This window comes from Microbacterium sp. VKM Ac-2923, assembly GCF_022815605.1.
Taxonomy (GTDB): Bacteria; Actinomycetota; Actinomycetes; order Actinomycetales; family Microbacteriaceae; genus Microbacterium.
In genome coordinates, this window is the sequence record NZ_JALGRP010000001.1 from 573,679 (window position 1) to 594,569 (window position 20,891).

General features: G+C 71.4%; 18 protein-coding genes. 13 read left to right on the plus strand and 5 right to left on the minus strand.

All coding sequences use genetic code 11. The annotated features are described in order from the left end of the window. Positions 1-10: 10 nt before the first annotated feature. Both MT347_RS02675 and MT347_RS02680 read left to right on the plus strand, forming a co-directional pair. Complete coding sequence (locus tag MT347_RS02675; protein ID WP_243497853.1) at positions 11-205, plus strand: hypothetical protein; 195 nt, start codon at positions 11-13, stop codon at positions 203-205. A 45-nt stretch (positions 206-250) separates the two neighbouring features. Further along, positions 251-469: a hypothetical protein gene (locus tag MT347_RS02680; RefSeq protein WP_243497854.1), complete on the plus strand. Its 219-nt coding sequence runs from the start codon at positions 251-253 to the stop codon at positions 467-469. On the opposite strand, the gene MT347_RS02685 is transcribed toward MT347_RS02680, so the two are convergent. After that, entirely contained in the window at positions 435-1,463 is a 1,029-nt protein-coding gene (locus MT347_RS02685; protein WP_243497856.1) for an alcohol dehydrogenase catalytic domain-containing protein, read from the minus strand. The two genes, MT347_RS02680 and MT347_RS02685, sit on opposite strands and share 35 nt — an antisense overlap. Before the next feature lie 208 nt (positions 1,464-1,671). Between MT347_RS02685 and sucC the strand changes: the two genes are divergently transcribed. Further along, positions 1,672-2,835: an ADP-forming succinate--CoA ligase subunit beta gene (sucC, locus tag MT347_RS02690; protein ID WP_243497862.1), complete on the plus strand. Its 1,164-nt coding sequence runs from the start codon at positions 1,672-1,674 to the stop codon at positions 2,833-2,835. A 19-nt stretch (positions 2,836-2,854) separates the two neighbouring features. Beyond that, positions 2,855-3,757 (plus strand): succinate--CoA ligase subunit alpha, encoded by a 903-nt coding sequence (gene sucD, locus MT347_RS02695; RefSeq protein WP_243497864.1) that lies wholly within the window; start codon positions 2,855-2,857, stop codon positions 3,755-3,757. A 401-nt stretch (positions 3,758-4,158) separates the two neighbouring features. Here sucD and MT347_RS02700 read toward each other — a convergent pair whose 3' ends face one another. Next, a complete protein-coding gene (locus MT347_RS02700; RefSeq protein ID WP_243497865.1) occupies positions 4,159-4,758 on the minus strand; it encodes a hypothetical protein in 600 nt (199 codons plus the stop codon). Between the two features lie 412 nt (positions 4,759-5,170). Beyond that, positions 5,171-6,622 carry an NCS2 family permease gene (locus MT347_RS02705; protein ID WP_243497866.1) on the minus strand — a complete coding sequence of 484 codons (1,452 nt, stop codon included), beginning with the start codon at positions 6,620-6,622 and terminating at the stop codon, positions 5,171-5,173. Positions 6,623-6,688: 66 nt separating this feature from the next. Between MT347_RS02705 and MT347_RS02710 the strand changes: the two genes are divergently transcribed. From MT347_RS02710 to purH, 9 genes are all read left to right on the plus strand, one after another. Then, a complete protein-coding gene (locus MT347_RS02710; protein ID WP_243497867.1) occupies positions 6,689-7,126 on the plus strand; it encodes a nitroreductase family deazaflavin-dependent oxidoreductase in 438 nt (145 codons plus the stop codon). Positions 7,127-7,376: 250 nt separating this feature from the next. Then, on the plus strand, positions 7,377-10,034 hold the full coding sequence (gene nirB / locus MT347_RS02715; protein ID WP_279390917.1) for a nitrite reductase large subunit NirB: 2,658 nt from the start codon (positions 7,377-7,379) through the stop codon (positions 10,032-10,034). Beyond that, positions 10,031-10,546, plus strand: a complete 516-nt coding sequence (gene nirD, locus MT347_RS02720; RefSeq protein WP_374206476.1) for a nitrite reductase small subunit NirD — start codon at positions 10,031-10,033, stop codon at positions 10,544-10,546. Before nirB ends, nirD begins: the two co-directional genes overlap by 4 nt. After that, a complete protein-coding gene (cobA, locus tag MT347_RS02725; RefSeq protein ID WP_243497869.1) occupies positions 10,543-11,775 on the plus strand; it encodes a uroporphyrinogen-III C-methyltransferase in 1,233 nt (410 codons plus the stop codon). Before nirD ends, cobA begins: the two co-directional genes overlap by 4 nt. After that, positions 11,772-12,911 (plus strand): uroporphyrinogen-III synthase, encoded by a 1,140-nt coding sequence (locus MT347_RS02730; protein ID WP_243497871.1) that lies wholly within the window; start codon positions 11,772-11,774, stop codon positions 12,909-12,911. The genes cobA and MT347_RS02730 overlap by 4 nt, the downstream gene beginning before the upstream one ends. Further along, entirely contained in the window at positions 12,908-13,969 is a 1,062-nt protein-coding gene (locus tag MT347_RS02735; protein WP_243497872.1) for a sirohydrochlorin chelatase, read from the plus strand. Before MT347_RS02730 ends, MT347_RS02735 begins: the two co-directional genes overlap by 4 nt. A 41-nt stretch (positions 13,970-14,010) precedes the next feature. After that, positions 14,011-15,714 (plus strand): DUF6350 family protein, encoded by a 1,704-nt coding sequence (locus tag MT347_RS02740; protein ID WP_243497873.1) that lies wholly within the window; start codon positions 14,011-14,013, stop codon positions 15,712-15,714. Between the two features lie 106 nt (positions 15,715-15,820). Then, positions 15,821-16,420: a phosphoribosylglycinamide formyltransferase gene (purN, locus tag MT347_RS02745; RefSeq protein WP_243497874.1), complete on the plus strand. Its 600-nt coding sequence runs from the start codon at positions 15,821-15,823 to the stop codon at positions 16,418-16,420. A 64-nt stretch (positions 16,421-16,484) separates the two neighbouring features. After that, positions 16,485-18,095 carry a bifunctional phosphoribosylaminoimidazolecarboxamide formyltransferase/IMP cyclohydrolase gene (purH, locus tag MT347_RS02750; protein ID WP_243497875.1) on the plus strand — a complete coding sequence of 537 codons (1,611 nt, stop codon included), beginning with the start codon at positions 16,485-16,487 and terminating at the stop codon, positions 18,093-18,095. 429 nt (positions 18,096-18,524) lie between these two features. On the opposite strand, the gene MT347_RS02755 is transcribed toward purH, so the two are convergent. Further along, complete coding sequence (locus tag MT347_RS02755) at positions 18,525-19,046, minus strand: DUF1697 domain-containing protein (RefSeq protein ID WP_243497876.1); 522 nt, start codon at positions 19,044-19,046, stop codon at positions 18,525-18,527. Between the two features lie 194 nt (positions 19,047-19,240). Then, positions 19,241-20,668, minus strand: a complete 1,428-nt coding sequence (locus tag MT347_RS02760; RefSeq protein ID WP_243497877.1) for an NAD(P)/FAD-dependent oxidoreductase — start codon at positions 20,666-20,668, stop codon at positions 19,241-19,243. Positions 20,669-20,891 lie beyond the last annotated feature (223 nt).

Genomic DNA, 20,891 nt, shown 5'->3' on the forward strand with positions numbered 1-20,891 from the left:
GGAGAAGGTCATGCGCCGTGGGGATCCCTTCCGCACACACGTCGTCACCGTGACTGTGGTCGCCATTCTGAGCATCGGTCTCGGCCTGTTCATCGGAGGTCTGACCGGCCAGTATGTGACCGTGTTCTTCGTGCAGCTGCTCGTGGCCGCCCTGTTGGCTGCGTGGTACGTGAGCATCAAGAAGCGTGTCGCTGCCCAGAAGTAGCGGCGTTTTCGATATCAGGGCTCCGGGCGAGGGCACGGGGCCCTGATGCGTGCTCGCGGACCGGTAGCAGTCGAGTATGGCGGTGCAGCGGACGCGGGACTGACGCGCTACATCATCATCGGAGTCGTCGTCGGAATGATCGCGGGCCCCGTGCTCGGCCTGCTCGTACCGGCGATCGGCGTGGGCTTCGGCATCTCCATCGGCTTGATGCTCGGCATCCTGGGCGCCGTCATCGCGTGGTTCGTGGTGCGACCGAAGAAGTAGCGTCCGGCACGAGCACGAGGCGTCCGACGAAGCCGTCGTCGGTGCGAGGCAGGTCGCCCGCCTCCATGCGCCGGTGCGCATCAACGGCACCCGCGAATCCGAACACCTCCCCGACGTGCGCGGTCAGACGACGGCCCGCCTCCCACCGGGCGTTCACCCGGCCGGCCACCTCACGCAGCTCGCGGGCATCGAGCGCGCTCAGGATGAACCCCTCGACGCGAAGTTCGCGTACCTGCAGCGCCCACAGGTCGATTTCGGCTGTCGTGCGCCCGGCCAGCACGATCACGCGTCCTCGCGGGGCCAGATGCGCGACCGCGGACGCCGTGTCCGCGCGCCCGGTGGTGTCGATGAAGACCTGGATGCCATCCGGCCGGCGCCCCGCCACAGCCTCGGCCGCGGAGCCGGCGTCGGCGATCACGACCTCCGCACCCCACCCGCCGAGCGTCGCCGCCGCGCGGGGGTCGCGGACGACCGCGACCACATCGGCGCCGGATGCCGCACCCTCCTGCACCAGCGCTGCGCCGACCGCGCCGTTCGCTCCCACGACGACGAGCGTCTCACCGGGCTGCACTCCCGCGCGCAGGTGCAGCGCCGCGACGGCGGTGGTCGCCGGGTGCAGCGAGGCGACGAAGGCGACGGGGTCGGCGGCATCCGGAACGCCGTACAGCCGGTCGCGGTCGACGACGGCGAGCTCGGCGGTCGCGCCGGCGCGTCCGGCATAGCCCGCCGAACTCGTCCAGACACGGTCGCCGGGGGAGAGGTCGTCCACCCCCGGGCCGACCTCGTCGACCACGCCGACGAGATCACGGCCCACAGCCACGGGAAACGCCAGCGGAGTGGTCCAGCGGCCGGAGCGCACCAGCGTGTCCACGGCATCCACCGCCACCGCCTGCGGACGCACCCGCACCTGCCCGGGACCCGGTGCGGGATCGGGCAGCTCGCCCCATTCGATGACCGACGGGTCGCCCGTGCGCGAGAAAAAGGCAGCGTGCACGGTGGCTCCCATCGTCGGATGGGGAGAGGCTAGCTCCTACCCGGATGCGGCGCACGCGTGGGCGCGGAGACGTGGCATCCCTCCGTTCGCAGGGGGGAGGGTCCGGGGATTTCAGCCCGGTCGGGTAGGGTTGTCGATTGGTGAATATCTCTTGATATCGAGAGAGTTCGCCTCCTCCCACCACCGATCGCCCAGCGAAGGATTGTCCGTGGATCTCTACGAGTACCAGGCACGAGACCTGTTCGAAAAGTACGAGGTGCCGGTACTCGCCGGCATCATCGCCGACACCCCTGAGGAGGCGAAGGCGGCCGCCGAGAAGATCGGCGGCGTGGTCGTCGTCAAGGCTCAGGTCAAGACCGGAGGCCGCGGCAAGGCCGGCGGCGTGAAGGTCGCGAAGACGCCCGACGAGGCCTTCGAGGCGGCTCAGGCCATCCTCGGCCTCGACATCAAGGGCCACGTCGTCAAGCGCGTCATGGTCGCCGCCGGCGCCCGCATCGCCAAGGAGTTCTACTTCTCGGTGCTGCTCGACCGCGCCAACCGCTCCTACCTCTCGCTCTCGAGCGTCGAGGGCGGCATGGAGATCGAAGAGCTCGCCGTCGAGCGTCCCGAGGCGCTCGCGCGCATCGAGGTCGACCCGATCGAGGGCATCACGCCCGAGAAGGCGCTCGAGATCGCCAAGGCCGCGAAGTTCGACGATGAGACGGCCCCCAAGGTCGCCGACGTGTTCGTCAAGCTCTTCAACGTCTACAAGGGGGAAGACGCCACGCTCGTCGAGGTGAACCCCCTCATCCAGAGCGAAGACGGCGACATCATCGCCCTCGACGGCAAGGTCTCGATCGACGAGAACGCCGGCTTCCGTCACCCCGACCACGAGGCGCTGGAAGACAAGGACGCGGCCGACCCGCTCGAGGCCAAGGCCAAGCAGCACGACCTCAACTACGTCAAGCTCGACGGCCAGGTCGGCATCATCGGCAACGGCGCGGGCCTGGTCATGTCGACCCTCGACGTCGTCGCCTACGCGGGCGAGAAGCACAACGGCGTCAAGCCCGCCAACTTCCTCGACATCGGCGGCGGCGCCTCGGCCACCGTCATGGCCGCCGGTCTCGACGTCATCCTCGGTGACGAGCAGGTCAAGAGCGTCTTCGTCAACGTCTTCGGCGGCATCACCTCGTGCGTCGCCGTGGCCGAGGGCATCGTGAAGGCCCTCGAGATCCTCGGGGACACCGCGACGAAGCCCCTCGTCGTGCGCCTCGACGGCAACCAGGTCGAAGAGGGTCGCGAGATCCTCGCCGCCGCCAACCACCCGCTCGTCACCCTCGCCGCCGGTATGGACGAGGGCGCCGACAAGGCCGCCGAACTGGCCAACGCGTAAGGGATAGGGAAACAGAACCATGTCGATCTACCTCAACAAGGACTCCAAGGTCATCGTCCAGGGCATCACCGGCGGCGAGGGCACCAAGCACACCGCCCTCATGCTCAAGGCCGGCACCCAGGTCGTCGGCGGCGTGAACGCGCGCAAGGCCGGCACCACCGTCTCGCACAAGGACGCGTCGGGCAACGACGTCGAGCTGCCCGTCTACGCCTCGGTCGAAGAGGCCATCCGCGAGACCGGCGCCGACGTGTCGATCGCGTTCGTGCCCCCGGCCTTCACGAAGGACGCGATGGTCGAGGCCATCGACGCCGAGATCCCCCTCCTCGTCGTAATCACCGAGGGCGTGCCCGTCGGTGACACCGCCGAAGCGTGGGCGTACTCCAAGTCGAAGGGCGAGAAGACCCGGATCATCGGCCCCAACTGCCCCGGCATCATCACGCCCGGTGAGGCGCTCGTGGGCATCACGCCCGCCAACATCACCGGCAAGGGTCCGATCGGCCTCGTGTCGAAGTCGGGCACCCTGACCTACCAGATGATGTTCGAGCTGCGCGACCTCGGCTTCTCGACCGCCATCGGCATCGGCGGCGACCCGGTCATCGGCACCACGCACATCGACGCCCTCGCCTCGTTCGAGGCCGACCCCGAGACCAAGGCCATCGTCATGATCGGTGAGATCGGTGGAGACGCCGAAGAGCGCGCCGCCGACTTCATCAAGGCGAACGTCACCAAGCCGGTCGTCGGCTACGTCGCCGGCTTCACCGCTCCCGAGGGCAAGACCATGGGCCACGCCGGCGCCATCGTGTCCGGCTCGGCGGGCACGGCTCAGGCGAAGAAGGAGGCCCTCGAGGCCGCCGGCGTCAAGGTCGGCAAGACGCCGTCCGAGACCGCGTCGCTGATGCGCGAGATCATCGAAGCTCTCTGACGCTTCGTCACGAACGGGCCCGGATGCCATGGCATCCGGGCCCGTTCGCGTTCCCGCGGGCGGTGGACCCGGGCGGCGCTGGTCGAGCCGGCGGGTGGGGTCGGCCGCCGGACGGGACCCGGGACGCTGTCCGACTCCGCGAGGACGCAGTGGTTCGTCGAGGACGCACCTGATCGGCGCCGAACGGGTGCGTCCTCGACGAAACGGTGCGGCCTCGACGAGCGGACGCGGGTTCCGCAGCACCCGCGATGGCCCGTCTCCCGGGCATCGCGCCCTTTCGCGTGTCCGGTCGAGCGCGGTCGGCAGGTGTGCGGGCGGCTGCCGGAGGACACCTCCGGGCGAGACGCCGTCACGACGATGGGTGCCGGATGCCGTGGCATTCAGCCCCCATCGCTTCACCGTCACATGCCGTCGGCGACCATCGCCTCGACGAGGTTGACGTGGCGGTCGGCGTTGAGCTCCGACCACTCGTTGTCGTAGTTCAGGCCGTAGGGCCAGAAGTGCCCGCCACCGCACGAGATGGTGGCGTTCGGGCCGTCCCAACTCTTGATCAGCGCGTTCGCCTGGGGCCCGGTCCAGGTGCCGGAGCCGCACAGGTTGAAGAACCCGCCGCTTTGACCGACGCCGATCGTGTGCGAGATCTCGTGCAGCGCGGTGCGCTCGTTCATGAATGAGCGGTTCGCGCCGAAGCGCACGTCGCCGTTGATGTTCGCTTCCGCGGTGGGCACGCCGGGGGCGTAGTAGGCGTTGATGTTCTTGGTGAGGTCGGAGAGGTTGTTGTAGCGGCCGACAGCCGCGTTCATCGCTGCGGTGATGCGGCCGTACGCGTCTTGCTCATCGGCCGATGGCGTTGCGTTCTGATGCAGCGTGTAGGTGATCTCACCCTGAGCAGCGATGGCGGGTGGGGCGGCGAGTGCTCCCGTTCCGAGGATCCCCGCCACCGCGAGTGCGGCGGCCAGGACGGTGCGATGACGACGGGGGGACAGGTTCGTCTTCTGCATGGGTCTTCTCCTTCGAAGCGACGGATGCGGTCGTTGCATCGGTGTGACGACGGTAGGTCCGGATGGCCGCGTTAGCGCAAACATGAGAGACCTCTCACGGTGTTCTTATCCATCAGGCGCCGCGTCATCGGCGCTGCCCATCCCCGCGGGGCACTCGCCCGACTGCCGGCGCGGCGCCGCGCGGATGCCTCCCGGATGCCGCGGCATCCTGCCGTCTTCTCATCCTCCGGGGTGCGGCGCGGGCGGCCGGTGTCCGGGGCGGGTGGCAGGTCGCGTCGAGATGACGGGACGTTCGCGAGATGACCCGCGGTTCGCGGCGAACGCGGGTCATCTCGGCGATCGGAGGTGATCTCGACGGTGGCCGTGGGAGGGGCCGCGGCGCCGCGGCAGCGACCGGAAAGGGGCCCCGGGCTCAGCCGAGCAGCGCCTCGACGGGACCGCGGGCGAAGAAGACGACGAAGCCGGCGGCGACGATCCACAGCAGCGGGCTGATGCGGCGCGCCCGACCAGACAGAGCCTGGATGAGCACCCAGCTGACGAACCCCGCACCGATGCCGTTGGCGATCGAGTAGGTGAGGGGCATGACGGTCACGGTGAGGAAGACCGGGATCAGCACCGACAGGTCGCTGAGGTCGACGTGGCGGATCTGCCCCATCATCAGCGCTCCGACGATGACCAGGGCGGCGGCTGCGATCTCGGTGGGCACGATACTCGTCAGCGGCGTGAAGAACATCGCGAGCAAGAACAGGCCGCCGGTGACGACGTTCGCGAGGCCCGTGCGGGCTCCCTCGCCGATGCCGGAGCCCGACTCGATGAACACGGTGTTCGACGAGGACGAGGTGGCACCGCCGGCGACGGCGCCGATGCCCTCGATCACCAGCGCCGAGCGCAGGCGCGGGAACGTGCCGTCGGGGGCGGCGAGACCCGCCTCGCGAGAGAGGCCGGTCATCGTGCCCATCGCGTCGAAGAAGTTCGTGAACACCAGCGTGAAGACGAGCATGAGAGCGGCGAGGATGCCGATGCGGCCGAACGAGCCGACCAGGTCGACCTGGCCGACCAGCGACAGGTCGGGCAGGCTCACCAGCTGCGACGGCAGAGTGGGCACGCTCAGGCCCCAGCCGCCGGGGTTGCCGTCGGCGCGCGAACCGAGGTGCGCGACGGCCTCGACGATCACGGCGATCACGGTGCCCGACACGAGGCCGATCAGCAGTGCGGCCTTGACCTTGCGCACCATCAGCACGGCGGTGATGACGAGGGTCAGCACGAACAGGGCGGTCGGGATCGTCGTGATCGATCCGCCCACGCCGAGGCCGACCGGGGGAGAGTTGAGACCGGTCGCGGTCACCAGACCACTGTCGACGAAACCGATGAAGGCGATGAACAGGCCGATGCCGACGGTGATCGCCGTCTTCAGCGCGAGCGGTACCGCCTCGAAGATCATGCGGCGAAGTCCCGTGACCGCCAGCAGCACGATGATGAGGCCGTTGATGACGACGAGGCCCATCGCCTCGGGCCACGTGACCCCGCCGACGATGCCGACGGCCAGGAACGAGTTGATCCCCAGGCCCGCCGCGAAGGCGAACGGCAGGCGAGTGACGAGGCCGAACAGCATCGTCATGACGCCCGCGGTGAGAGCGGTGACGGCGGCGACCTGCGGGAAGCCGAGGGCGTTGCCCGCGACGTCGGGGGTTCCCGACAGGATGATCGGGTTCAGGATGACGATGTACGCCATCGTGACGAACGTCACAACGCCGCCGCGGACTTCGGCGCCGACGGTGGAGCCGCGGGCGGTGATCTCGAAGAACCGATCGAGGCGGTTCTTCGGTGCGGGGGCGGCGGTGGTCTCGGGAGCGGAAGCGCTCATGAAGGCTCCAGAAAAAGGGGGAGGGGACTAGACCGGAGGGGAAGACGCCGACGTATCGTGGGAGACATGTCGCTCTCAGGAGAGTATCTGCCCAGCACCAGCGAGTGGGCCAGCCAGCAGGCCGAGACGTTCGAGGCCTCGGGAGGCCAGGAGTCCGCCGACATGCGGGGGGTTCCCATCATCGTCCTCACCACCGTCGGCGCCAAAACGGGGGGTCTGCGAAAGACCGCCCTCATGCGCGTCGAGCACGACGGGCGCTACGCGGTCGTGGCATCCAAGGGTGGGGCTCCCGAGCACCCGGCCTGGTTCTACAACCTCGTGAAGACCCCTCGCGTCGCCCTGCAGGACGGCGATGTGAGAAAGGAATACGACGCGCACCAGGCCGAGGGCGCCGAGCGCGAGGAGTGGTGGGGCTACGCGACCGAGGTCTGGCCCGACTACGACGAGTACCAGAAGAAGACCGATCGTCGCATCGAGCTGTTCGTGCTGGAGCCGGTCGAGTAGGGCACGCTCGGCTCGCCGGCGTCACCTCCGCGGGTCGAGTGTCAACGACACCCGAAGGTTTCGCGGCCTCGTCCGGGTGTCGTGGACATCGAAGCCGACCAGGACCCCCGCCGGGCGGCGGCATCCGAAGTCGGGCATGGATGCCGAGACCCAAACCTCACACGAACCCCGCCGCCGCGTGAGAGAAACGTTCGCCGGGGGTAACGCCGTGGCGACGGCGGGGGAAACCTCCGTTGCTTAGCGTCGGGGCATGGCCCGCACGAATCCCGCAACCGGTACGAAACACGCCGCTGACCGCCGCGCAAAGTCCGCCGCGTACGGTGACGACGTGCTCCACCCCGCGTCATCCGGCTCCGTCGTCGTCGTCGGCGCGGGCATGGTTGCGCATCGCTTCGTCGAGAGCCTCACCAGCCGCGACGCCGACGGACGCTGGGCGGTCACGGTGCTCGGGGACGAGAAGCGAACCCCCTACGACCGGGTCGGCCTGACCGGATACTTCACCGGCAAGACTCCTGACGACCTCGCCCTCGATCCCGCCGTGCTCGACCACGAGCGGGTGCGCGTCGAGACCGACGCCCGCGTCACCAAGATCGACCGCGCAGCCCGCACCGTCACCACCGCCGGCGGCTCCACGCACTTCTACGACCGCCTCGTGCTTGCCACGGGCTCGTACGCCGCCCGCCTCGCCCTCGACGGGTTCGACCACCAGGGCTGCTTCGTCTACCGCACGCTCGACGACGTCGCCGGCATGCGCGACTGGGTCGCGAAGCGCACCGCGCAGCTGGGTCGTCCCCTGCGCGGCGCCGTCGTCGGTGGGGGCCTGCTCGGCCTCGAAGCCGCGGGGGCCCTGCAGGCCGAGGGCGTCTCGCCGTTCGTGCTGCAGTCGAACGAGCGGCTCATGTCGGCCCAGCTCGACCTGGGCGGCGCGAAGGCGTTGCAGCGCCTGATCGAATCCCGCGGCATCGAGGTGCGCACGTTGTCGGTGACGACCCGGGTGGATGCCGACATCTCCGGCGCCGTGTGCGGCATCGAACTGCGCGACGGCACGTGGGAGGCCGTCGACATCGTCGTGTTCACGGTCGGTGTGCGCCCGCGCGACGAACTGGCCCGCACCGCGGAGCTCGCCGTCGACGCCCGCGGCGGCGTCGTGATCGACGAGGGGTGCGACACCTCCGACCCCTCCATCCTCGCGATCGGCGAGGTCGCGAACTTCGACGGCCAGTGCATCGGTCTCGTCGCCCCGGGCTACGCGATGGCCGAGGTCGCCGCGACCCGCCTGCTGGGCGGCGAGGCGTCGTTCCCCGGCTTCGACACCTCGGCCAAGCTCAAGCTCTCGGGCGTCGAGGTCGCCAGCTTCGGCGACGCGTTCGCCGAGACGCCGAACGCGCTCGACGTCACCTACGCCGATCCGGTGTCGGGTGTCTATAAGAAGCTCGTGCTCAGCGACGACGCGCAGACCCTGCTGGGCGGCATCCTGGTCGGCGACGCGTCGGCGTACACCTCGCTCCGCCCCCTCGTCGGTCGCGCCCTCGGCGGCGATCCGGCTGCGTACCTCATGCCCTCCGACCTCGCGCCGGCCCCGCAGGGCGACCTGCCGGCCGACGCCATCATCTGCTCGTGCAACGGTGTGACCGCGGGCACCGTTCGGGACGCCGTCACCGAGCACAACTGTGCGGATGCCACCGAGGTCAAGGCGTGCACGAAGGCGGGAGCGGCGTGCGGCTCGTGCTTCACGCTCGTGAAGAAGCTCGTGGCGACCGAGCTGGCGGCATCCGGAAAGGAAGTGTCGAACGGCCTGTGCGAGCACTTCGCGTTCACCCGCGCGCAGCTCTTCGACGCCGTGCGCGTGTCGGAACTGAAGACGTTCACCTCGATCGTCGAGCGCTTCGGCACCGGCCGCGGCTGCGACATCTGCAAGCCGGCGCTCGCGAGCATCCTGGCGAGCCTGTACTCGGGGCACGTGCTCGACGGCGAGCTCGCGACGATGCAGGACACCAACGACCACGTCATGGCCAACATCCAGCGCGACGGCAGCTACAGCGTGGTGCCGCGCATCGCGGGCGGCGAGATCACTCCCGAGGGGCTCGTCGTGATCGGCGAGGTCGCGCGCGACTTCGGGCTCTACACGAAGATCACCGGCGGCCAGCGCATCGACCTATTCGGTGCCCGCCTCGACCAGCTGCCCGATATCTGGAAGCGCCTGGTCGACGCCGGCTTCGAGTCGGGACACGCGTACGGCAAGTCGCTGCGCACGGTGAAGTCGTGCGTCGGCTCGACCTGGTGCCGCTATGGCGTGCAGGACTCGGTGGGCATGGCCGTGCAGCTCGAACTGCGCTACCGCGGCCTGCGCTCGCCGCACAAGATCAAGTTCGGCGTCTCGGGCTGCGCGCGCGAGTGCGCCGAGGCCCGCGGCAAGGACGTCGGGATCATCGCGACCGAGGCCGGCTGGAACATGTACGTCGGCGGCAACGGCGGCTTCACCCCGCGTCACGCGGTGCTGTTCGCCGAGGGGCTCGACGACGACGGGCTGTTGCGGGCGATCGACCGGTTCCTGATGTTCTACATCCGCACCGCCGACCGACTGCAGCGCACAGCTCCCTGGATGCAGGACTACGAGGGCGGCCTCGACGCGCTGAAGGGGGTCGTCTTCGACGACACGCTCGGCATCGCCGAGGACCTCGACCGCGCCATGGCCTCCCACATCGACGCGTACGAGGACGAGTGGGCGGCCACCCTCGCCGACCCCGACAAGCTCAAGCGTTTCGAGAGCTTCGTCAACGCCCCCGAGGTCGCCGACCCCTCGCTCGCGTACGTCGCCGAGCGCGGCCAGGCCCGCCCCGCCACCGCCGAGGAGCGCACCTCCGGTGCCGTGTTCATCGGCGGCACGACGCTGGCGGTGCGCTCATGACGATCGTGGATGCCACGAGGACGGATGCCATGACACCTGACTCCACCACCCTGTCTTCGCCGTCGGCCGCGACGGTGCCCACGTCCGGCGCCGAGTCGGCCCCCGCGTCCGCCGCCGGACCGGCCCCCGAAGCGAGCCCGGCGGCTTCGCCCACCCCCGCCGCGGGCTGGGTCCGCGTCTGCCGCGTCGACGACCTTCTCGTCGAGCGCGGGGCTGCCGCCCTTCTCGGCGACCGGCAGATCGCCCTGTTCCGCACGTTCGACGGGCGCCTGTACGCCACCGACCAGATCGACCCGTTCAGCGGAGCGGCCATCATGTCGCGGGGAATCGTCGGCGATCGTCAGGGCGTGCCCACCGTGGCATCCCCCATGTACAAGCAGGTGTTCGACCTGCGCACCGGCGCATGCCTCGACACGCAGGGCAAGGAGCCGCAGTCGCTCGGCGTCTATCCGGTGGCTGTCGACGACGGCATCGTCGTGGTCAAGATCGCCGCAGAAGGAGACCCCCGATGATCGCCCTCGCAGGACTCGACCTCACCGACCGCCTCGTCGTTTGCGTGGGCGCGGGCCGCGTCGCCGAACGCCGCATCGAGCGGCTCCGCGCCGCCGGCGCGCGCGTGCGCGTCATCGCGCCCGCGGCCACCGTCGCTCTCACGGCACTCGCCGCGGCCGGCGACATCGAATGGCTCGCCCGCCCGTTCGAGGCGTCCGATCTGGACGACGCCTGGTTCTGCCACACCGCGACGGGGTCGGCATCCATCGACGCCCTCGTGGTCGACGCCGCCGAGGCGCGGCGCGTGTGGTGCGTCAATGCCGGGCACGGCGGCAAGGGCACCGCCCGCCTGGCCGCTGAGACCACCAGCGGCGACGTCATGGTCGGCGTCGTCTCCACGGCCGGCGCCGACCCGCGCCGGAGCGTCGCCGTGCGCGACGCCATCGCCGCGCGCCTCGCCGAAGGCGCCCTTCCGCTCCGCCGCCGACGGCGCACACCCGTGGGGGGTGTCGCGCTCGTCGGCGGCGGCCCAGGTCCGGTCGACCTGCTGACCGTGCGCGCCCGCGCCCTGCTCGCCGAGGCCGACGTCGTCGTTCACGACCGCCTCGGACCCACCGGCGTCCTCGCCGAACTCGGCGACGACGTCGAATTGATCGACGTCGGCAAGCGGCCTCAGCACCACCCCGTGCCGCAGGACGAGATCAACGAGATCATCGTCGACCGCGCCGCGAAGGGCCTGCGGGTCGTGCGTCTGAAGGGCGGCGACCCCTTCGTGTACGGCCGCGGCGGCGAAGAGGTCCTCGCGTGCCGGGCCGCCGGCATCCCCGTCGAGGTCGTCCCCGGCATCTCGAGCGCCATCGCGGTGCCGTCGGCCGCGGGTGTCCCCGTCACGCACCGAGGCGTGGCCGGTACTCTGCACGTTGTGAACGGTCAGGAAACGCCGAGCGAGGCCACCCTCGCCGCCCTTCGCGACGACACCGCCACGGTGGTCGCGCTGATGGGTGTGAGCGCGCTGCCCCGATTCGTCGCGGCCGCCCGCGCCGCGGGGGCGCCCGACACGCGCCCGGTCGCCTTCGTCGAGAACGGCCACACCCCCGCCCAGCGCACCATCCGCACGACTCTCGGAACGGCGATCCAGGATGCCGAGACCCACCGCCTGGCCAACCCCGCGGTGCTCGTGTTCGGCGAGGTCGCCCGCGCCGACCTCCTGCTGCCGGTACCCGCACTGCGGGGCGAGGGGATCGGGTGACCGCTCCCGTCCGGACGATCAGCACGGTGCTCCAGGGGTGCACCGTGCTGCTTCCCGTCGACCGGCGGTCGGGGGAGCTGTCGGCGGCCCTCGAGCGTCACGGTGCGCGCGTGCGCGTCGCCCCGGCGCTGACGATCATCCCGCACGTCGACGACGACGAGCTCATCGCCCAGACCCGCCAACTCGTCGCCGACCCGCCCGACGTGGTCGTGGCCACCACCGGCGTCGGATTCCGCGGCTGGATGGAGACCGCCGACGAGGCGGGCCTGCATGACGAGCTCAGCTCCGTGCTGGAGCGGGCGCGCATCGTCGCGCGCGGTCCCAAGGCGCGCGGGGCGATCCAGCAGGCGGGGTTCGAGGCCGACTGGGTGGCCGAGAGCGAGACGGCGGCGGAGCTGCGCGATTTCCTCGTCGCCGAGGGGATCGAGGGGCTCCATGTCGCCGTACAGCACCACGGTTCGGGCGCCGACGGTCTCGACGAGGCGTTCGAGGCGGCCGGCGCGCGCGTGACGAGCCTCACCATCTACCGGTGGGGACCACCGCCCGACCCCGAGGTCGTCGCCGCGTCCACCCGCCAGGTCTCGCGCGGCGAGGTCGACGCCGTGCTGTTCACCTCGGCTCCCGCGGCCCGCGAATGGATCCTCGCCGCCGAGCGGGCCGACGCACTCGAGGGAGTGGCATCCCGTGCCCGAGACGGTCGGGTGCTCGTGGCTGCGGTCGGCCCCATCACCGCCGGCCCCCTGCTCGACGCTGGAATCGTGCCGCTCGTGCCCGACCGCGGGCGCCTCGGCGCGCTCGTCCGCGCGGTCGTCACGCACTACGGCGGGCCCGACGCGCCCGCGATCCCCACGACGGCCGGCCGTCTCGGCATCCGTTCCGCCGGGATCGTCCTCGACGGCGCCTTCACCGCCCTGCCGCGGACGGGCGTCGAGATCCTGCGAGCCCTGGCCCGTCAGCCCGGTGCGGTCGTCTCGCGCACCGACCTGGTGGCCGCCCTGTCGAGCGCCGAGGCCAGCGGGCACGCGGTCGAGGTGGCCGTCGCCCGCACCCGTGAGGCGCTCGGCGGCATCGACCTCATCCGCACGGTCTACAAGCGCGGATACCGGCTCGACATCGTCGACGAGGAGGACTCATGACCGCGGTGCTCATCGCCTGCGCCCACGGCACGCGCTTCGAAGAGGGGCGCGTCGTCGTGCGCGCGCTGCTCAAGGTGCTGCGCGAGACCGCCCCCGAGGGCGTCGAGGTGCACGAGGCATACGTGGATGTGCACGGGCCCTACGTCACCGACGTGGTCGCCGCGGCGCGCGAGCGCACGGACGACATCGTCATCGTGCCGCTGCTGCTGTCGACCGGCTACCACACCGAGGTCGACCTCGTCGAGGCCGCCGGGGGGCTTCCGATCGCCCGCGCGCTGGGCCCCCACCCGGTGCTCGCCGAGATCCTCGCCGACCGCGTGCGCGCCACCGGCGCCGACGAGTCCGACACGGTCGTGCTCGCCGCGGCGGGATCGACGCGCCCGGGCGCCGTCGTCGATGTGGAACGCATGGCCGAGCTGATGACGGATGCCGGTGTGGCGGGGCCCATCGTGACGGCGTACGCCGCGGCATCCGAGCCCCGTATTCCGGATGCCGTGAACGCCGCGCGTTCCGCGGGACGCCGCACGGTCGCCGCGAGCTACGTGCTCGCCCCCGGGCACTTCTCGCGCGTGATCGAGAAGGCGGATGCCGACCTGACCTCGGAGCCGATCGGCGCGGACCCGCGGCTGGCGGAGGTCGTGTGGGAGCGGTGGCGCGAGGCGCGAGGAGGTACCGCGGCTGCGTCCACGGCAGGGGTGGCTGATGCCGGCGGTCGAGCGGAGGGGGCTGAGCCTGTCGAAGCCTCCGGGCGTGCTGCGGCGGAGGGGGCTGAGCCTGTCGAAGCCTCCGGGCGCGAGTCGGCGCCGGTCCCTTCGACGAGCTCAGGGACCTCTGCGGCGGAGGGGGCTGAGCCTGTCGTGGCCTCCGGGCGCGAGTCGGCGCCGGTCCCTTCGACGAGCTCAGGGACCTCTCGGCGTGCGCACCTCGCGAAGCGGATCGCGCGGGTGACCGGCCGTGTCGTGCTCGGGACCTTCCTCGCAGCCCTGGCCACGATCGTCGTCCTCGCCGCCGCGGGCCTGTCCGAGGATCGGGGAGTGCGGCGACGCCGCCGCGCCTGAGAGGTCGGCTCCGGCTGCGCGGGTAGGGTTTCCATTCGCCCATGCATCGCCTTCTCGTCGCCCTCCTCGCCGCCCTCGACGCCGTGCTGGCCGCCGCGGGCGGCATCGCGGTGATCTTCGCACCCCTCGCCCTGCTGTGGGTGTTCGGCGTGGGAGACCCCGAATGGGGTGCGCTGTGGCCGGCCTCGGCCGCCGTCTGGCACCTCGGTCACCTCGTGTCGGTCACCCTCACCCTGCCGGACGCCTATCTCGCCGCCACCGGCATCGACCCGACGTTCGCGACATTCACCCTGTCGTTGGCGCCGCTGGCGTTCGCGGCGTTCACCGCGCTGTTCGCCGCCCGCTCGGGAGCCCGCGCGGCCGAGGCGGGAGCGGCCCTCACCGGCTGGTTGTCAGGGTCGGTGGTCTTCGCCGGGATCGCCGCGCTCGTCGGCCTCACCGCGAACGCCGAGCTGGTGGCATCCGAGGTCTGGCTCGCCATCCTTCTGCCGTCGCTGCTGTTCCTCGTACCTTCGTTCATCGGAGCCTTCACCACCGCGTGGAGGGTCGGCGATGATGGACCGGTCGACGCCCTGCGCAGTCGCATCGAAAGGCTCCCGCACGCGTGGGCCGACGTTCCCGCCCTCATCGTGCGGGGAGTCGCGCTCACGACCCTCGGACTCGTCGCCGTCGGCGGAGTCGTCGTGGTCGCCGGACTCATCGCCCGCGGCTCCCAGGTGATCGGCCTGTACCAGGCGAGCAACGCCGACACCATCGGCGCCATCGTCATCGCCCTCGGCCAGCTCATGTACCTGCCCACCCTGGTGCTGTGGGCCGTGGCCTTCACCGCCGGTCCCGGCTTCGCCCTGGGGACCGACACGGCCGTCACCCCGGCGGCGACACAGGTCGGCGCGCTCCCCGGCATCCCGGTGCTGGGCGCCGTCCCGGATTCGACCTCGTCGTGGCTGCTGCTGCTCGTGCTCCTCCCCGTCGGCGTCGGCGCGATGGCCGGCTGGATGCTGCGGTCCCGGATGCCGCGGATCACCGGTCCCGACCCGTTCGGCCCGCGTCTGGTCGTGGCCGCCGCGGTCGCCGTGCTCACCGGGGGTGTCGGTGCGCTGGCCGCCCTCGCCTCGACCGGCTCGATCGGACCCGGACGCCTCGCCGACACGGGGCCCGAACCCGGCCCGCTCGCCCTCGCGCTGGGACTGGAGGTGCTGGTCGGCCTCGCCATCCTGTTGCTGAGCCCTCGAAGCGGCGGAGACGCGATCGACGACGACCTCGCGTGGCATTCCCCCGCGGAGGCGTCGCCCGCGCTGTCGGGCGCGCGCGCGGACGCCGGATCGTGGGCGTGGTCGTCGGCTTCGGGTGTTCCGGATGCCACGGCATCGGCTTCCCGGGGTCCCGACTCCACGACATCGGCCCCCGGGGATCGGGATGCCGCGACGTCGGGCTCCTGGGCTCGGGATGCCGGCACGCCGACCGAGGCATCACCTGGAGCGCCCTCGTGGGGCGACGCCTTGGAGCGGACCGACGGCCGGGGCTCGCCGGCGGGTGCGGCCTCGACGGGCCGCGGGGCGTCGGTCGGGGCGGCGGGATCCCCGATCCCCACACCGGACGACGCGTCCGACGACGAGCTCCCCTCGAAGGCCTCGAAGGCCTCCAACGCCGTTCCCTCCGACGAGGACGTGCGGGCCCGCATCCGCGCAGCCTGGGCGGCGGCCGAGACGGACACCACCGACGACCGCGGGGACGATGGGCGCTGACACGATGCCCGGACGGCCTCGCCGCGGACGAGCGGTCGCGTGTACCCGCGCCTCCGCCCGATCCGGCCCTCCTGTGGGCGTCGACGCACCCGCGTAGACTGGGCGCGTGCTCACGGTCGCCGTTCTCATCTCCGGCGCCGGCTCCAATCTCCGCGCCCTGCTCGAGGCGGCATCCGCCTCCGACTTCCCGGCGCGCGTGATCGCGGTCGGTGCGGATCGCGAGGCCGACGGCTTCGCCCACGCCGAGCATTTCGGCATCCCGACCTTCCTCGTTCCCTACGACGCCTTCGCCTCCCGCGAGGAGTGGGGCGCCGAGCTCGGCGCCCAGTTGGCCGTCTGGCAGCCCGACCTCGTCGTGCTGAGCGGTCTCATGCGTCTGCTCCCCGCCGACCTCGTCGCCGCGTGGGAGCCGCGCATCATCAACACCCACCCCGCGTATCTGCCTGAGTTCCCGGGCGCTCACGGGGTGCGCGACGCGCTCGCCGCGGGCGTGGCCCAGACCGGAGCGAGCGTCATCGTGGTGGACTCGGGCGTCGACACCGGCCCGATCCTCGCCCAGGAGCGCATCCCCGTGCTGCCCGGCGACGACGAGCACGCGCTGCACGATCGCATTAAGCCCGTCGAACGACGTCTGCTGATCGACGTCGTACGGCGCATCGCCGAGGGTGAACTCGACTTCGCCGCCACGGCATCCCGAACCGCCTGACCCGCCGGCGGGCGCCGGCCCGTCGCGCACCCGAATCCGACTCGAGACACAGGAGCCGAAAGCCATGGCCGGACCCCGCCACGACCCCGCCGACTACCGTCCCCGCGACGTCGTCCCCATCCGCCGCGCTCTGGTGTCGGTGAGCGACAAGACCGACCTGCTGCGACTCGGCGAGGCGCTCGCCGGTGCCGGCGTCGAGATCGTCTCGACCGGCGGCTCGGCCACGCTCCTGCGCGACGCCGGCCTCGAGGTCACCGACGTCTCCTCCGTGACCGGGTTCCCCGAGTCGCTCGACGGACGAGTGAAGACCCTGCACCCCAAGGTGCACGCGGGCCTGCTCGCCGACCTGCGGCTCGCGTCGCACGAGGCGCAGCTGGAGGAGCTCGACATCCGCCCCTTCGAGCTCGTCGTCGTCAATCTCTATCCGTTCGTCGAGACCGTGGCATCCGGTGCCGAGGGCGACGATGTGGTGGAGCAGATCGACATCGGTGGCCCCGCCATGGTGCGCGCGTCGGCGAAGAACCACGCCAACGTCGCCATCGTCGTCTCGCCCGAGTCCTACCCCGCCATCATCGACGCACTCCAGACCCAGGGCGGCACCTCGCTCGTGCAGCGCCGCGAGCTCGCCGCCCGCGCCTTCTCGCACACCGCCGCGTACGACACCGCCGTGTCGACCTGGTTCGCCGAGGGGACGCTCGGCGACGACATCGACCTGCCCGCGCACCTGACGATCCAGGCCGAGCGCCTGTCGACGCTGCGGTACGGCGAGAACGCGCACCAGCGCGCCGCGATCTACTCCCGCGTCGGCGGACACGGCATCGCCCAGGCCACGCAGCTGCAGGGCAAGGAGATGTCGTACAACAACTTCGTCGACGCCGATGCGGCGCTCCGCGCGGCCTTCGACATGGTCAAGCCGGCCGTGGCGATCATCAAGCACGCGAACCCCTGCGGGATCGCCGTCGCCGCCCCGAACGCCCTCGACCCCATCGCCTCGGCGCACCTGCGCGCTCACGAGTGCGACCCGGTGTCGGCGTTCGGCGGCGTCATCGCGGCCAACCGCACCGTGACGCTGAAGATGGCCGAGAACCTGCGCGACATCTTCACCGAGGTCATCATCGCCCCCGACTTCGAGCCCGAGGCCCTCGAGGTGTTCGCGCTGAAGAAGAACCTCCGCGTGCTGCGCCTGCCCGCCGACTGGCAGCGCGAGCGCATGGACGTGCGCCTGGTGTCGGGCGGCCTCCTGCTGCAGGACGCCGACCGCTTCCCCGACGACATCGAATCGGTCGCGAAGGACTGGGAGCTCGTCTCGGGTGAGCGCCCCGCCGAGGCCGACATGGAGAGCCTCATCTTCGCGTGGAAGTCGTGCCGCGCGGTGAAGTCGAACGCGATCGTGCTCGCCCAGGGCTCGGCCACGGTCGGCATCGGCATGGGCCAGGTCAACCGCGTCGACTCGTGCCGTCTCGCCGTCGAGCGGGCGGGGGACCGGGCTGCCGGTTCGATCGCGGCCTCCGACGCGTTCTTCCCCTTCGCCGACGGCCCGCAGGTGCTGATCGACGCCGGGATCTCGGCGATCATCCAGCCCGGCGGTTCGGTACGGGATGCCGAGGTCGTCGACGCCGCGCGCGCGGCGGGCGTCACGATGTTCTTCACCGGGGAGCGTCACTTCTTCCACTGACGCGGTGGCGCGGGGCGGGCGTCGTCGCTCGCGCGTGCCGACGCCGGGTGTGCGTTCGTGAGGGCGCGTTTGGGGCGTGAATTGTGCGTTGGGGCGGGTTATGTGCGCCCCGAAGGCATGGTTCGCGCCCCAATGCGGTGGCGTGGTCATGCGGCGGCGGGCGGGCCCAGCGCTCGTCGTGCGCTCGTGGGCGTGTGGATGCGGGGTCTGCGCGGGCGTTCGCGTGCGTTGGAGCGTGGGGCGGGCGCGTTTGGGGCGTGATTTGTGCGTTGGGGTGGGTGATGTGCGCCCCGAAGACACAATTCGCGCCCCAAACCGGGCGGTGGGAGCAGCGGCGGCGTGGCGCGCTGTGTGTGCGCAGCAAAGGCACGGTCGCGCCCGAGCCAGCGGGGGACCGTGTCCTAGTCGACGCGGACGACGTCCGGGGACTCAGGCGCTCATCTGTATGAGCTTCGACACGGTGTTGGCGTTGCGCGCCGTGCCGGTGACGCCGAGGTTCTTCTCGAACCACCCGGCCTGCAGCTTCGAGCCGCCGATGCCCTCGGGATAGCGCACGAACACCTCGCGGCCGTCGAGCACCGCCTCCTCGGGGTAGTGCGCGGGCACCTCGAGGGTCGTCCCGCCGACCGGCGGCTCCGCGAGGAACACCGTCTGCACCCACCGGCCCTCGGCGGCGTCGGCGAAGGGATTGCGAGCGCGCGTATCCGAGAGCTCCGCGTGCGAGCGCACGATGACGGGCAGGTCGAACTCGAACGCCTCGCGCACGCTCTCGCGAATGAGGGTCGCGATCTCGCCGGGGGAGCGGCCCGCGTCGTCGAGCACGACGTTTCCGGCGACTTGCAGCGTGTCGACCTCGCCCAGACCCGCGGATGCCAGCACCTCGCGCAGCGCAGGCATCTTCAACGCCGTGGGTCCTCCGACACCACGGATGAGGGCGACGGTGCGAGGCATGCTGCGACCATACGCCGAGCGACGATCAGAGGCGAGAAGGCGTCGCGCACAGCCCCTCCGTCTCGACGAGAAACGCATCGGCGAGTGAGGAACGCTGACAGAAGCCGTGTCTCGCAGGACGCGGCGTTTCTCGGCGCGTCTGAAACGCCACCGCCCGGCTCTGAGCGACGCCGCCCGACCCCGCGCTCTCGCGGTCAGGCGGAATCGCGTCCCAGGGTCTCGAGCAGACGCAACCACACCTCGCTGACCGTGGGGTACGACGGCACGGCATGCCACAGACGCTTCACGGGCACCTCGCCCACGACGGCGATGGTGGCGGAGTGGAGCAGTTCGGCGATGTCGGGGCCGACGAACGTCGCGCCGACGAGGACGCCGCGGTCGAGATCGACGATCGCGCGCGCCTTGCCGACGTAGGCGTCGGACTGCTCGCTGGAGCCGGCGATGCTCGCGAGGTCGTAGTCGAGCACCTTCACGTTCATGCCCTGCTCCTCCGCCTTCTGAGCGGTGAGGCCGACGGATGCCACCTCGGGATCGGTGAACGTCACCTGCGGTACCGCGCCGTGGTCGGCGGTGGCCGCGTGCGCGCCCCAGGGGGCGTCGTCGACCTCGCCACCTCGGGCACGCGCGGCGATGACGCCGCCCGCGGCGCGGGCCTGGTACTTGCCCTGGTGGGTCAGGAGCGCGCGGTGGTTGACGTCGCCCACGGCGTACAGCCAGTCGAAGCCGCGCACGAGCAGGGTGTCGTCGACGTCGAGCCAATCGCCGGCCCCGAGTCCCAGGGCACCCAGCCCGAGGTCGTGCGTGCGGGGCGTGCGACCGACCGCGACGAGCACCTCGTCGGCGACCACGGTGGTGCCGTCGGAGAGCTCGAGCACGGCGCGCCCCTCGTCGTCACGGTGCGCCGCGGTGGTGTCGGCGCCCGTCTTGACGGTGACGCCGCGGTCGCGCAGAGACGCCGTGACGAGCTCGCCCGCGAACGGCTCGTTGCCGCCGAGCAGCCCGGATCGCGCGATGATGGTGACCTGCGAGCCGAGGCTCTGGAACGCGGTCGCCATCTCGGCGCCGACGACGCCTCCGCCGACGATCGCGATCGAGGCGGGAATCTGTTCGACCGCGGTGGCCTCGCGGCTTGTCCAGGGGGAGATGTCGGCGAGACCCGGGATGTCGGGCAGGAGCGCCGCCGATCCCGTGCAGACCGCGACAGCGTGGCGGGCGGCGAGGTCGGTGGTGGTGCCGTCGGCGGCCGTGACGCGCACGGCCTTCTCGCCCGTCAGTGTGCCGTGACCGCGCACCAGGTCGATTCCCGCGCTCTGCAGCCACTGGACCTGGCCGGAGTCGTCGTAGTTGCTGGTCATGGTGTCGCGGCGCCGCAGCACGGCGGCGATGTCGAGCTCACCGGTGACGGCCTGCTTCGCGCCGTCGACGTCGCGTGCGGCGCGCAGGGCCGCTGCGCTGCGCAGCAGGGCCTTGGACGGCATGCACGCCCAATACGAGCACTCGCCGCCGACGAGCTCGGACTCCACGATGACGGCGGTGAGCCCGGCCTGTGTGGCGTAGTCGGCCACGTTCTCGCCGACGGGGCCGGCACCGATGACGATGAGGTCGTATTCGCGTTCGCTCATGCCGCTCACGCTACCGACGCCCTCCGACATCGCGCGGGGGTTGCGGACGGTCGGCGACCCCCCCCCGTCGCGTCGCGCGCCTTCGGGGCGCCTTTCGCCGTTCGGGGCGGGAAACGCCCGCCCCGAACGGCTGATCCCGCCCCGAGCGGCTGATCCCGCCCCGAGCGGCTGATCCCGCCCCGAGCGGCTGATCCCGCCCCGAGCGGCTGATCCCGCCCCGAGC

Bases quoted from the DNA above. Each gene is read 5' to 3' on its own strand.
- purH (WP_243497875.1), top strand. From the start codon at position 16,485: ATGGCCGGACCCCGCCACGACCCCGCCGACTACCGTCCCCGCGACGTC.
- cobA (WP_243497869.1), top strand. From the start codon at position 10,543: ATGATCGCCCTCGCAGGACTCGACCTCACCGACCGCCTCGTCGTTTGC.
- MT347_RS02735 (WP_243497872.1), top strand. From the start codon at position 12,908: ATGACCGCGGTGCTCATCGCCTGCGCCCACGGCACGCGCTTCGAAGAG.
- MT347_RS02755 (WP_243497876.1), bottom strand. From the start codon at position 19,046: ATGCCTCGCACCGTCGCCCTCATCCGTGGTGTCGGAGGACCCACGGCG.
- MT347_RS02710 (WP_243497867.1), top strand. From the start codon at position 6,689: ATGTCGCTCTCAGGAGAGTATCTGCCCAGCACCAGCGAGTGGGCCAGC.
- sucD (WP_243497864.1), top strand. From the start codon at position 2,855: ATGTCGATCTACCTCAACAAGGACTCCAAGGTCATCGTCCAGGGCATC.
- MT347_RS02675 (WP_243497853.1), top strand. From the start codon at position 11: ATGCGCCGTGGGGATCCCTTCCGCACACACGTCGTCACCGTGACTGTG.
- nirB (WP_279390917.1), top strand. From the start codon at position 7,377: ATGGCCCGCACGAATCCCGCAACCGGTACGAAACACGCCGCTGACCGC.
- MT347_RS02705 (WP_243497866.1), bottom strand. From the start codon at position 6,622: ATGAGCGCTTCCGCTCCCGAGACCACCGCCGCCCCCGCACCGAAGAAC.
- MT347_RS02680 (WP_243497854.1), top strand. From the start codon at position 251: ATGCGTGCTCGCGGACCGGTAGCAGTCGAGTATGGCGGTGCAGCGGAC.
- MT347_RS02760 (WP_243497877.1), bottom strand. From the start codon at position 20,668: ATGAGCGAACGCGAATACGACCTCATCGTCATCGGTGCCGGCCCCGTC.
- MT347_RS02740 (WP_243497873.1), top strand. From the start codon at position 14,011: ATGCATCGCCTTCTCGTCGCCCTCCTCGCCGCCCTCGACGCCGTGCTG.
- MT347_RS02700 (WP_243497865.1), bottom strand. From the start codon at position 4,758: ATGCAGAAGACGAACCTGTCCCCCCGTCGTCATCGCACCGTCCTGGCC.
- nirD (WP_374206476.1), top strand. From the start codon at position 10,031: ATGACGATCGTGGATGCCACGAGGACGGATGCCATGACACCTGACTCC.